Origin of the sequence: Pyrobaculum calidifontis JCM 11548, assembly GCF_000015805.1 — an archaeon.
GTDB classification, from domain to species: domain Archaea; phylum Thermoproteota; class Thermoprotei; order Thermoproteales; family Thermoproteaceae; genus Pyrobaculum; species Pyrobaculum calidifontis.
The window spans coordinates 75,176-87,747 of record NC_009073.1; the positions used below are offsets into that span (position 1 = coordinate 75,176).

At 60.9% G+C, this 12,572-nt stretch carries 10 protein-coding genes; 7 read left to right on the forward strand and 3 right to left on the reverse strand.

Annotation, left to right across the window (positions count from 1 at the left end):
* Positions 1-64: 64 nt before the first annotated feature.
* From PCAL_RS00420 to mcm, 6 genes are read left to right on the forward strand one after another with little or no spacing between them, the layout of a single operon-like run.
* The gene (locus PCAL_RS00420) at positions 65-1,396 is read left to right on the forward strand and encodes a hypothetical protein (RefSeq protein ID WP_226951969.1); all 1,332 of its coding nucleotides are present in this window, start codon (positions 65-67) and stop codon (positions 1,394-1,396) included.
* Complete coding sequence (locus PCAL_RS00425) at positions 1,393-1,833, forward strand: hypothetical protein (RefSeq protein ID WP_011848777.1); 441 nt, start codon at positions 1,393-1,395, stop codon at positions 1,831-1,833. The genes PCAL_RS00420 and PCAL_RS00425 overlap by 4 nt, the downstream gene beginning before the upstream one ends.
* Complete coding sequence (locus PCAL_RS00430; protein WP_011848778.1) at positions 1,830-5,270, forward strand: hypothetical protein; 3,441 nt, start codon at positions 1,830-1,832, stop codon at positions 5,268-5,270. The genes PCAL_RS00425 and PCAL_RS00430 overlap by 4 nt, the downstream gene beginning before the upstream one ends.
* Positions 5,267-5,953 carry a hypothetical protein gene (locus tag PCAL_RS00435; protein ID WP_011848779.1) on the forward strand — a complete coding sequence of 229 codons (687 nt, stop codon included), beginning with the start codon at positions 5,267-5,269 and terminating at the stop codon, positions 5,951-5,953. Before PCAL_RS00430 ends, PCAL_RS00435 begins: the two co-directional genes overlap by 4 nt.
* A 23-nt stretch (positions 5,954-5,976) precedes the next feature.
* Positions 5,977-6,513 (forward strand): hypothetical protein, encoded by a 537-nt coding sequence (locus PCAL_RS00440; protein ID WP_226951970.1) that lies wholly within the window; start codon positions 5,977-5,979, stop codon positions 6,511-6,513.
* A gap of 60 nt (positions 6,514-6,573) precedes the next feature.
* The gene (mcm, locus tag PCAL_RS00445; protein ID WP_011848781.1) at positions 6,574-8,613 is read left to right on the forward strand and encodes a minichromosome maintenance protein MCM; all 2,040 of its coding nucleotides are present in this window, start codon (positions 6,574-6,576) and stop codon (positions 8,611-8,613) included.
* 61 nt (positions 8,614-8,674) lie between these two features.
* On the opposite strand, the gene PCAL_RS00450 is transcribed toward mcm, so the two are convergent.
* From PCAL_RS00450 to PCAL_RS00460, 3 genes are all read right to left on the reverse strand, one after another.
* Positions 8,675-9,820 carry a SufD family Fe-S cluster assembly protein gene (locus PCAL_RS00450; RefSeq protein WP_011848782.1) on the reverse strand — a complete coding sequence of 382 codons (1,146 nt, stop codon included), beginning with the start codon at positions 9,818-9,820 and terminating at the stop codon, positions 8,675-8,677.
* Positions 9,821-9,849: 29 nt separating this feature from the next.
* A complete protein-coding gene (locus PCAL_RS00455) occupies positions 9,850-10,410 on the reverse strand; it encodes a class I SAM-dependent methyltransferase (RefSeq protein WP_011848783.1) in 561 nt (186 codons plus the stop codon).
* Between the two features lie 577 nt (positions 10,411-10,987).
* A complete protein-coding gene (locus PCAL_RS00460) occupies positions 10,988-11,281 on the reverse strand; it encodes a TrmB family transcriptional regulator (protein ID WP_226951971.1) in 294 nt (97 codons plus the stop codon).
* Positions 11,282-11,303: 22 nt separating this feature from the next.
* On the opposite strand from PCAL_RS00460, the gene PCAL_RS00465 reads away from it, so the two are divergent.
* Positions 11,304-12,563 carry a glycosyltransferase 87 family protein gene (locus tag PCAL_RS00465; RefSeq protein ID WP_193322751.1) on the forward strand — a complete coding sequence of 420 codons (1,260 nt, stop codon included), beginning with the start codon at positions 11,304-11,306 and terminating at the stop codon, positions 12,561-12,563.
* Positions 12,564-12,572: the final 9 nt, after the last annotated feature.

Sequence of the window (12,572 nt, forward strand, 5' to 3'; positions counted from 1 at the left end):
AGAAGTACAGTGCATACTGCAAGGCACACCGAAAAACATTTTAGGAACTCGACATATAGGGCATGTGGAGGCAGTGGAAGTAGTCCTAGTCTCGGGGATACTCATCGGCTTCATCCTATTCCTATTCACCCTAACCCCCCAACAGACAGAGCTCTACGCAGTGGCCCAGCCAGCCCTCATGAACCTCGCCCAACAGGCGCTAGACCGGGCAATCCTCATGCAGGGCAACATCACCACGAGGCGCGCAGACGGCTGGACCATCGTCGACCTAGCGCTATCGGCCCAGAGGCCCCTCTACCAGCCCCAGATCGATTCGGCTAAGCTAGGCGCCCTCGCCGCGCCAGCGGCCCAAGGCCCCACATGCGTAATACGACAACAGAAGCTCGTCGAGGCTTCAGGGATATCCCAAGGAGTCTTAGTGGGCTACGGGGTCTTAGCCCCACGCCAGTCCTACGCCTGCGACTACGAGGCAATACTGAAGAACTTCTTCGGCCCCGCCTGGGACAAGTACGACATGACCCTCGTGCTAAAGCCCCTGGTGAACCTCACCATATGCCCCAACTACCCCGTCGGCTCTGTCACAATAAGACGCAACGACCCCATGTGCGCCAAGGTGCCGTTGGGCAAGATTTGGGTGACCTTAAACGCCACTGGGACAGCCGTCAACGGAACTGTGGTGGTAACGGTAATCCACTGCCCAGTGGGCGGAGAGTGCCAGATAGCCAGCGCTGAGGGCTACTTCAAGTTCGACCCTAACTTGCGCCTGTACTACTACGACGTCACGGGCCTATTGGCGCAATATCTGCAAGACGTCCCCCAGGGCGCCGGGGTGGCGGCCTTTGCCCAGAAGGTGGACTACCCCAAGGCCTTCGACTTCTGGCTATTCAACGTCAGCAACAGGCCCCTGGTGTACGGCTTCTACACGCCGGACGGCCGCGTGTGGATAACCCACGACGCGACGGTTAGTTGCGGTTCGGGGAACACCCCCGCCTTGGGCATAAGGAGGCTGGACGCGTACACGGGAGCCGGCTTTACAAACCTAGCCCAAGACGCCGTGCTAGACCCGGGGCAGGGCCAGGGACAAGTGAAGGTGGACCAGTGTAGCAAGTGCGTAGGCAATGCCAGATGCGCCGCGTGCTACGTAACGCCGCCCCCCGGCTCGCTCTTCATGGTGGTGTGGGTTGAGAGAAACAGCCAGGGGGGCAACGCGCCAGAGGGCACAATGGTGATTATACCCCTCGCCCCCACGCCGCCCAAGGCCCCCGTCAGAGTGGACACGTGGCGCTGCCGGGGCCTCCAAAGCCCGCCGCAGACCCAGAGCGCAGTGGCCACTAGGGTAGTGGACAGCCAAGCCGCCACATACGCGGCGGAGCTCACTCTGTACAAGTGGCCATGAAGTGGGTAATAGAGCTGGGCCTCTCGGCAATGGTCGTGGGCCTTGTGTTCTACGTAGTATCCGCTGCGGCGCCGGCCCCAGCGTACATAGCCGCGGAGCGGGAGGTCACAGCCAACGCCTACTTCATACTCCTCAGGCTGACCGCAGACCCCCACTTCATGAGCGCCCTGGAGAGGGCCGTGTGCCAAAACGACACGAAGGCGGTGGCCGCCATGTTGAACGCCACAATCCCCGTGCGGTACTACTACAACTTCACGGTGTACCTAGACGACGAGAGGCCGCCCTCCTGCCTCGCGTGCGCCAAGTGGTCCCAGAGGCTTGCCACCGCGTCCAGGCCACGAGGCCTCCCGCAGAGCGGCGCCAGCGTGGCCGCCGTGTCGGCGCTCCTCAGCGACGGCACGAGGGTAAGGCTGACTCTCTCGCTGGATAGGCCATGAGGGGCCAGCTGATACTCCTATCAGCCTTCATCGCCGCCGTGGCCGTGGCGGCGATAATGACGGCGCAAATCGCCCTACAGATGGGCTCCTACTCCGCGGGGGCGAGGACTGGGTACGGCATATACGCAAAGGCGTGGCCCGAGGTGGTGGATCTCGCCGACTCCCACGTACTCCAAGCCACGGCAAAGGCCTCCGCCCAGCTCTCAACCGCAGCAACCACCACAGGGCTCTACGCGTGGCTAAGCGACCTTCCATACTACGCAGCGAAGTGGTACACCAACAGCTCGCTCTCGCTCCTAAAAACCGCGCTGTTGCCCATAGGGGCCCAGCTGGACTTCAAATACCGAATATTCTACACAGGCTTCAACGGCACCCTGGGCCCCTACCCACAGGCAGTGGAATACTCGCGGTGGAACCTAGACCCCGTTAGGAGCGGCTTTCTCACAATACCCGGCGCAACGCTCTACAGGCTTGTGGTCACCTGGCAAAGCGACGACTACGGCGGCTACTACGTCGTCACATACGGAGCCCACGTCTCTGAGCCAGGCGCCGCTGGCGAGGTATACAACGTAGCCCTAGCAGACCTCTTGAGAAAGCTAGGCGAATTGGAAGAAGAGAAAATCAAGTCCAGCCTCTTCGCCTTCCTAGTAGACAGCCAGACGTGCAAACTCTACCAGCTACCCTGGTGGGCCGAGATAAAGAACTGCCCCCTCTGCCTACTACACGTCAGACTGCCCTCCTCTTCCTCCGACGAGGTGTCCGGCTTTAAGCTGGAGAAGGGCAAGGCGGTGGAGGTGCTCCTCGTCTTCATTCCAAATCTGCAAGGCGACGAGATACCGGTGCTGAAGTCTGGCCCATGTGCGAGCGGCCAGCCTATGCTGTCAGACATCGTGAAGGTGAACAAGGCCGTGAACAATGAGCCAAAGGCTGCGTTCGCACCGCAAGTAGGATACGAGCAGTATCCGTGGGGCGGCCGTCCAGCGGGGTACAGCGTTTCATACTACTGGGGCGCCGACGAGATAGCCTCATGGGGCAAAAGCGTAGTTAATACGCAAGGCTGTTATCATTCGCCAACGGGCGGAGTAATTAGAAATGAGTATGGTGTTACGGTGGAAGACGTCCCAGACTTCCGCCCCGTTGCACGAGTCTACGCCAGGTACGCCGTTGGCACCACGAATTGGGCCTTTAATGTATATTACAAATTGAACACTCCACAAGAAGATGATGATGATAATCTGAGAAATCTTGGCTGGCGTGGCTTCACAGTGGAGGCGCTGGTCAAGCCGCTTAAAGGCATAATAAGGCCCGCCAGGCTTGACCTCTACTATGCCTGGAACACCAACCCACCCCCACCCAGCAGACACCCCATATGCGCCTACCTTCTGGCAGTGCAGGCCGTTGTGCCAGCCATCGTGTGGACAAACTGGTACGCGGGGAACGGCGTGTGGAACGGGAGGACTTGGGATGATGCGGGTTCGCTAACTTATGGCACATCCTGGTACCTCTTCTCCATATCGGCGGACACCTCCAGAGTGGTATACAGCGTATACAGCTACAACACGACAAGGCCCCTCATACGGCTGGCCACTAAGACGACCACCCACTCGTTTGGCGGCGACTGGAGGTTCTACATAGTGCTGGGAAGCGCCATAGTGGACAATCCCGCCTCCGGTACGCCTGAGGAGGCGTACTACGCCTATGTGAGAGTTAGGCCCTGGGTAGACCCGCCCCCCTCCGTGTCCCTCGCGCCCGTGGACAAGACCCCCCTCGCCAGGCCGGGCAGAGTAGACGTGGTAGCACTGAGCGCAACCAAGGTGGAGGCAAACATAAACGCCAGCGGCAGTGTGGGTCTTGCCAACGTAGAGCGGCTCAACATTTCGCGCACAATAGGCCTAAGCGTCAAGGTGGTTGAGTGGAGCGTCGATGGGAGCAACCCCAACCAGGACAGATACCACTACAGAGTTCGGGTGGAGTCCACTATCCCCCGCGGCGCCGTGGCGGCCCAGTTCACCCTCTTCTACAGCCTGGGCTCCACCTACGTCAACACCACGTGCGTCGACAACGGCTTGTGCACAGCCACACTGGCTGAGTACCTCGGCTACTCCGGCGGCAGGGATGTCGCCGAGTGGGAGGTGGAGTTCACCGTGCCCAAGAGGGCGAGCCACGCCATATTTGTCAATGTCTTCGGGTCTAAGGTGGCTGTCTCCACGGCCCAGCCCAAGCTCTACGCGCTGGGAGGCGGCACGACGTGGTACCTCATAAACGAGGGAGACGGCACCGGCGTCTTGTACATACCGTGGAAGAAGTCTGGCCAGCAGGTTTGCACGCGCTGGCTGGCCGACTACAGCCCCAAGGACCCGAGGTTCATAGGCGTTTACGACGTTAAGTACAAGTGTCCCAACTGCGGCCCGTGCGAGAGCTGGACAGTCGTCCTCGTACCGCCTGGCTCGCTCGTGAGGCTAGACTTCACAGACTCGGTGTCACTCAGCGTCTTGAACACGTTTAGAGCACAGTGGCAACCGCCGATTTTGCCGACACCGCCGCTACCAAGCTGTCCTAACCCTATATACGTCAGATTCTACATACCCGGCAACGCCAGTAAGGGTTACTATGTTATTTACGTACCGCCAAGCGATACGCAGGGCCCGCTTCTCACGTACGGCGGCGTAGATAGGCGTAGTGCTTATGCATATTTAGGCGGTAGCTGGAAGGGGGTGAATCTCTACAGAGATGGGCCAAGCGGCGTTGGCGGATATTGGGTCAGACTTGAGGGGGATTTGACTAACAAAGCCGTCTTAGCGGTCTTCTGCCAAGGAGGGACATTTACGCCTCCTCAAGACCTCTTTAGGCCTCCCCAACAACCCTCCAGCTACTTCTGGACGCTCACTGGCCCTGTGGAAGTCACCTTACAACAAGCATCGCTGAATGAGTTCAAAGACGGGTTCACCGTGGTGTTTGGCCACTACAGGAGTGTGCCGAGTTGGGTGGCTCTGTACAACGGAACTTGGTCGGACTCAATGCTATCGTGTGCGTCTAACAGGAGAATGGTGGGCATACAGCAAATTGGCAGTCCAAAGTGGTGGTGGGACTACGACGGCTTCTGCTACGACAGGCACATATGGGAGCTCTACGGCGCCGTGAGTGGCGAGCGCAACTTCACAATATCGGTGGCCAGGTCCGTCGTGTTGTACCAGATCTTCACGAGCGGCGCGTGGGGGTCGGGGCAGAACCCGTGGCTTAGGTCTTACCCCAACGTCGTGCCGTCCGACGGGCCGTCAGACCTCAGAAACAGGGCCATGACGGCGTTTCAGAGGGCGCGCGCCGGGGTCGCCGGCGGGCAGAGATACAGCGTTGCGGTTATACCCTTCACGTGGCCTCGGCCGTTCTTCTACGTGGACTCTGGCACAGCGGTTAGGGGCCCGTTTGAGACGACATGACGTCGCTTGAGGTTCTGCTTCTAACGGCAATTTCGCTGATCATAATGTTCGCGGCTCTGCCGTACGTCATTTCAACGCTGTACGCCTCTATGGCGCCTCTGGAGTATAGAAATGCGGTGGCCTACGTGCTAGCCTTTGCCGACGGGCTTGAGGCAGACTTCGGGATGGCGGGGTCGCGGAAGTACTTCCCCCTGCCCAACTTCGTCTACGGGAGCTTCGGCGGCGTCAACCGCACTTACGCCATCGCAATCCTCTGCGGCGGCACGCCGATTAGCGGGTACAGCAGATGGAACGTGGTCGAGGTGTGGTACAACTCCACCTACCTAGTGGACGGGCCGCGCCTCTACAGAGGCGTCGACGGGGGCTTGATAGCGCTCGTGGGGGACACCATGGTGGCCGTCAACGCCACTCCGCCGGGAAGGCTGAAGCTATACTTCAGACCCTTCGTGGTAAATGGCACGGAGGAAGTGTACATCTACTTCGTTTCGTCCAGGTTCTACGCCAGGGGGCGCTACTACCTGACGTATGAGGTAGGCGGGACGCTGGCGGTGGAGTCGTTACCGTGCAACAGCCGGCTTGAGATAAGGGTGAGCGACGGCGTGCGGCAGTGGAGCTATACGACGCCCAATGTGGTGAAGCGTGTGTACTTTGTAAACCAGACGGTGTGGATTGAGCTGAGATGAGGGGGTCTATCTCCACGTCGGCCTTGATCCTCTTTGTGGCATTTGCGGCGACTGTGGCCGTGTTGGCCTACATTGTGGACATGAGGGCGCAGTGGGTGTTGGAGCGGGACGTGGAGTCGCTGGCCCAGTCGGCGGCGGACTTCGCCGCGTCTCAGATTAGGGACTCGCTTGCCGCGGCGAGTATACCCGGCGTAGTGGAGCTGAACCGCTCTCTGTTGGTGCCGCGGGACTTCTACGGCTTTGACACTGCGGGCGTCTCCATATGCGTGGGGAACAGAGGCGGCTTCCTCTATGTAAACGTCACGGCGTCGGGGACGAGGGGGCGGGGCTCGGCGACGGCGAAGGCCACGGCATGGCTGTACAATGTGACAAAGTGGGCCATAGACCACGGCCGGGTGGTGTACCTCGTGGGCCAGTACGGCCCCTGCGGCAGTCCCCCCTCCACCTGCTTCGCCACAGTGATCGTTGGCGCGAGGAAGGTTGCTGTGGTCAACTTGACGCGGCCTGGCTGCTCGGCAATGCTTGTGAAGTCCGGCGTGTGGATAATTCCGCGCGGCTAGGCGCCGGCGGCTCGGCAGGTATTACTTGGGTGAGTTTTTAACTCCTGCGCGTCTAGGTGTGTGCTTGAGGTTGAGCTTGACCTTCTGAGGGATAAGATTAGGGAGTTTATTACGTCGAATGAGAAGGTGTCGGACGAGGTCATCAACATGATTATTCAGCAGAAGAAGTCGCTTGAGGTGGACTTCCACGACATTTTGATGTTTGACAAGGGGCTAGCCGACTTGTTTATCGAGAGGCCTCGCCTCGTCTTGCCCGAGGCGGACAAGGTGGTCAAAGAGGTGGTGGAGGAGAAGGACCCGGAGACGGCTAAGAAGCTCCGTAGGTTCTACTTCAGGGTGAGGGGGTCGCCTCTGGTGGTTCCGCTCAGGAAGTTGAGGTCTGAGTACATTGGCCGCTTGATTAGGGTGGAGGGGATTGTGACTAGGCAGACTCCGCCTAAGCACTTCCTCTACAAGGCCCTCTACCGTTGTACTCAGTGCGGCTACGAGATTGAGCTTGTGCAAGAGCTGGAGCGGCACGTGGAGCCCCCGGCCAAGTGCCCCAGGTGCGGCGCGTCGAAGAGCTTCACTCTTGTGACTGAGCTGAGCCAGTACATCGATTGGCAGAAGGTGATTGTGCAAGAGAGGCCTGAGGATCTGCCGCCTGGCCAACTGCCGAGGAGCGTCGAGGTCGTCCTCCTGGACGACTTGGTGGACTCTGTGAAGCCGGGCGACATAGTCTCGCTGACCGGCATAGTGGACCTCACCTTGAGCGAGCTGAGGAAGGGGAGGCCCCCCATCGTCACCTCCTACATACAGGGGGTCCACGTGGAGACTACCAACAAGGAGCTTGTGGAGGAGATAACTAGCGAGGACGAGCAGAAGATCTTGGAGCTGTCTAGGAGGCCCGACGTGAGGGAGCTCATAGTGAGGTCCATTGCCCCCTCTATATACGGCTACGAGGAGATAAAGGAGGCCATCGCCTGCCTCCTCTTCGGCGGCAACGAGATAGTGTACCCAGACGGGGTGAGGGTGAGGGGCGACATCAACATACTGCTGATAGGCGACCCGGGAACCGCCAAGTCTCAGCTCCTCAAGTTCGTGGCCAAGATAGCCCCCCGCGCCGTCTACACCACGGGCAAGGGGTCCTCTGCGGCTGGCCTCACCGCGGCCGTGGTGCGGGACAAGCTCACGGGGGAGTTCTACCTAGAGGCCGGCGCCCTCGTCCTCGCAGACAAGGGCGTGGCGGTGATCGACGAGATAGACAAAATGGACGCCAAGGACAGGGTAGCCCTCCACGAGGCCATGGAGCAGAACACCGTGTCTATAAGCAAGGCGGGCATCGTGGCCACTCTCAACGCGAGAGCCGCCGTCCTCGCCGCGGCCAACCCGGCCTTCGGCCGCTATTTGCCAAACCGCACTGTGGCAGAGAACATCGACCTCCCCGTCTCCCTCCTCAGCCGCTTCGACCTCATCTTCGTGATCAGGGACGAGCCCCGGGAGGACTTCGACTCTGCAGTGGCCGGCCACATCTTAGACCTCCACTCGGGGAAGACGCCCGAGGCCTTTAGAGACGTCCTCAGGCCTGACTTCCTCCGCAAGTACATAATGTACGCCAGGAGGTACGTGAGGCCCATCTTGAGCGAGGAGGCAAAGGAGAGGATAAAGGCATTCTACCTGGAGATGAGGAGGCGCTACCAGGGGCCGGGCACGGCCATCGCCATAACTGCGCGCCAGCTAGAGGCGTTGATACGTTTGACCACCGCCGAGGCCAAGATGCGTCTCTCCCCAATAGCCACCGCCGAAGACGCCGAGAGGGCCATACGCCTCTACCTAGCCTTCCTAAAGTCTGTGGGCATAGACGTGGAGTCCGGCGCCATTGACATAGACGCCATACTCACGGGAGTCCCCGCGTCCCGCCGCGAGGCCTACATACGCGTAGTAGAGCTGTTAAAGAAGCTGGAGGAGATCGAGAAGGGGCCAGTCAAGGTAGACCTCTTAAAGGCGGAGGCAGAGAAGCTCGGCATACCCGGCCCCGAGGTGCAGCGCATAATCGACTTGCTCATACGCAACGGCGAGGCCTACACCCCGAGGCCCGGCTACATAAAGCGCGTAGCCTAGCAAACACGGCCGGAGGCAAGAGTTAGCGATAAAAACTAAGCTCCGCCTAGCGGTGACGGGGCTAGTGTGCAGCGTGTTGAGAAGCGGCGCTTATGGGAGCGAGGTGTGCCGCCACTTCGCCTAAGACGGCCCTTCTCAAGTACTCGGCGGCTGTGTCGGTGAGGGAGGCGAGGTATTGGTCGACGAAGCTCGCTATGAGGAGCTTGGGGATGTCCTCTCTCCTTATACCGCGGGCGCGTAGGAGGAACTCCTTCTCCTCGTCCAGCGACGCATCGGCGGCGGAGTGGCGCGCGCCAGCCACCTCGCCCGTCTCCACGAGTATGATGGGCTGGGTGTTGGCGACGGCGCCTTCCCCCGCTATGAAGACCACACCCTCCACCGAGCTGTCGCTCATGACGCCTCGCTTAGTGATCCTCCCCACGGCCCTCTGAGTGACAAAGGACTTGTCAGCCGCTACTGCGAAGAGCTTCGCCCGCCCGACACCCCTCGGCGCGTCGTTTATAAGCGATACGACGTGGTCTATCCTGGCCTCCCCAAGGCCTAGCTCGAGGCCTATGGCCTCTGCAACCGCCTCTTCCCCAATGCGGTACTCCTCTCGCACAGCATTCATGACGCCCCCCACGACCAGCGGCCTGGCCTGCACCGAGGAGGCCGTGTAGAATACTGAATGTACGTACTGCGGACCCTCCGCCTTAGACACGAGGACGTACTCCGTGGGGGCCCTGGCCCACCCCTCCACCACAACTGTGTGCATGGCCCCCCTCCCGTTGGACGCGTACACCACCACCGAGCCGCCGCCCTCCACCTCCAACACCACGTGGCTGGCCACGTGGCCCTCGCCGAGGGCCTCCAGCTTGACCACGAGCAGAGGGACGGCCCTCTTGACTCTCACCTTCACGGCCTCCTCAAGCGCCGCGGCGTGCAGGGCAAGGATCTTGCTGTCGAGGGGGGCCAGGTTGAACACTTCCCCCGCCGTCTCTACCTCCACTCCCTCGCACTCGCCAGCCCCGGCGAAGACCCCGTTCTGCACCACTACCTCGCAAGGCCCAAGCCGCGCCGAAACGGCGGGGGGCCTCCCCAGCGGCTTAAACCCCTCAAACTTAGACCAGTCAGTGTAGTACCTAACCGCGGGCGAGTCGGCGATCTCTTGCCAGGGTAGCTTCCCCGCCAGCTCTGCGCCCAACTCCTTCGCCCTCTTAAGATCCATAGCCCCCACTCGATGTGACTATTTAACTGCTACAGGAGTATGTAGAAGTTGTACTGCCTTCCCCTCCTCAAGATGCCCATTGAGAGGGGCGGCGACGGCGCCACCTCCGCCAAGTCGCCCAGCTCGTACTGGAAGTACACTCTAACGGCCCTATCCCCCCAGGGGACTTCCCACACCCCCCGCCCCACCTCGCGGCCCCGCCACTTTGGCGGCGCCCACACAGTGGCCACGACGCGCCGGGCGACCCTCTTCGCCTCTTTAAGCGCCTCCCCAGCCGCCTCGCGGGGCATGTGATGGAGGACAGCCACTAGGTAGGCCACGTCAAAGGCGCCGTCTCTGAAGGGGAGCCGTGTCGCCTCACACTCCACGGAGTCACCCCCTGGCAGAAGCCTCCTATCCAAGTCGCAGTGTACCACAAAGCCGTGAGCGAGCTCTATGTACAAGGGCTGGGCGCCGCGGCCTGCCCCCACGTCGAGGGCCCGTGGCCCAAGTTCTCCAAAGTCGGCCACTGGGAGGGGGCGCCGCCTAGTGGCCTCGTACTCTTCCCCAATGGCCAAGTAGGCCTCTCTAGCCCTCCTGGCCCACTCCATGTCTAGACGCGTAGCGGCTCTTGCCGTCCTCCACAGCGAAATACTGCCGAATTGGCGACGCCTTTCTGTCGGCGCGCCCTAGTTAAAAGCGGGAGTTCAAAGACAGTACACAAACTGACACCGAATGGTTCAAATTTACACAACACGTCACAGCTGAAGCTTGCCGCTTGCCCGCTGGTGGCCGTTGAGCATAAAGAAGACATATGTTTCAGTGAACTCTCCTTCACTTCTACACTATCTACACTCGTTTTTAAACTGTCGTTTGCCGTACGGCGACATGTATCTGTGCTTCAGCACGAAGAAGTTGGTCAATTATTCAGTGGAAGTGATGAAACTGATTGCAAGCAAGCGTCTTTGCGTTTCTCGGGGGACTCATTGGGGGAGGGGATGATGAATGGGTGTTGAAGGGACAGATGCCCGCGGTCTGGCTCACTGACCCCTCCCCCTCTCCATATAAACTATTTGTTAGAAAAATTTTTCTCCGCTGACCCGCCACCCTACTGATGTCGGTTCTGACCGTTCCAGAGTTGATAGATCCCCTGGCTACAATGTGTTGACTCAAGTTTCTTTAGCCCTCTTAGCACACTCCATGTCTAAGCGCATAGCGCCCCTCCCCCACCGCCTCCACGTATCCCTCTCTCGCCAGTTTCCCAAGCGCATAGGCCACAGCCCCCTCGTCTGCGCCCACCGCGGCCGCCGCCTCCTCCGCGGACAGAGGGCCCTTGGCCAAGGCGGCGAGCAACTTGGCCTCGAGCTCCGTCTCCTCTCTCAGAGAGGCCTTCACCGGCTTGAAGAGCCTAAAGGCTAGGTACAGCACCGCCGCCACGACGGCCGCGAGCAGTAGGACAATCCACACGTGGCGCAAAGCCATATATTTATATCCATTTCAAGGAGTGCTCCGCCTCCTACCCCCAGCGGCGGTTCTCGCGGCCGGCCTCCTCATAAGGGCATACTTTGCCCCCTTCACCGTGGGGAGCGACGTGGTGCAGTTCGCCGGATTTGCAGACAGCGTGCACAGACACGGACTCTGCTTCTACAAATACGCGGGGGGAGAAAACGCGGAGGCAGAGGGGTGGGCGTACCCGTGGCCATTCCCCTACGGCCCGCTGGCCGTTGCCCTCTTAGCCGTTGCCAGGCTCCTCGCGCCCGGCGCAGTGGAGAAGGTGGGCGAGTGGGTGTACGCGCCCCCGGACTGGATAGTCGCCTCCAAGGCGTTGTTCATAGCCTTCGACACCGCGGTTGCAGTCCTCATCTACTCTAACGGGGCGGGGTGGCCCACTTGGCGGAGGACAGCCGCCATGGCCCTCTACTACTTAAACCCCGCCGTGATCTACACCTCGGCCATATACGGCATGTTGGACCCACTGCCAGCCGCGCTCCTCATCGCCGCTCTGAGGCTGAGGGGCGGCTTCTGGGCGGGGGCCCTTCTCGGCTTAGCCGCCGCCACGAAGCTAAATGCGGCTCCGGCTGCGCTTTTCGCCGCACTCGCGTCGCCGTCGCTGAGGCTCGCCGCGGGGTTTGCGGCAGGGGCGCTCGTCCCCGTAATGCCCTTCGAGGCGGCGTGCCCCGGTAGCCTCTTGGCGTGGGTCCACGCGGCGCTGTCGGTGGCGTCGCCCGGCTACAACCCCCCTGTGGTGTACAGCTTCAATGGGGTGACTACGCTGGCCACGTATCTGCATGAGAAGACCGGCGGAGACTACTTATGGGCCATCCGTGCGTGGTGGGTCGCGGCCGCGGCGGCCTACGCCCCCCTGCTCCTCGTAGCGAGACGGGCCGGTCCGCTGGCCTCTGCCTACTTGGCGTACTTAGCCTACACGGCCACCTACTGGCGTGTCAACTACCAATACTTCCTCCTCCTGGCGGGCCTCGCCGCGTTGCACATAGCCGCGCCCGGCGTCAGCAGAGCAGAGAAGGCGGTTTCCCTGGCGCACTTGGCGGCCGTCGCCCTTTGGCCCTTCCTCTACCCCGTCAGCTGGTGGGCCCGCGTCCATGTGAAAGAGCCCAACGAGGCGGTGGCAACGGCGCTAGACGCTGTGTCGCTAAAGTTGTTGGACCCCGAGGTATACGTGGCGTACTCCCTCGCGTTAACGGCCCTGGCGTATGTGGCGCTTGCGGCGCACTACCGCCGGTGGTTTAAGCGTATAAACCCCTAAAGTCTCACC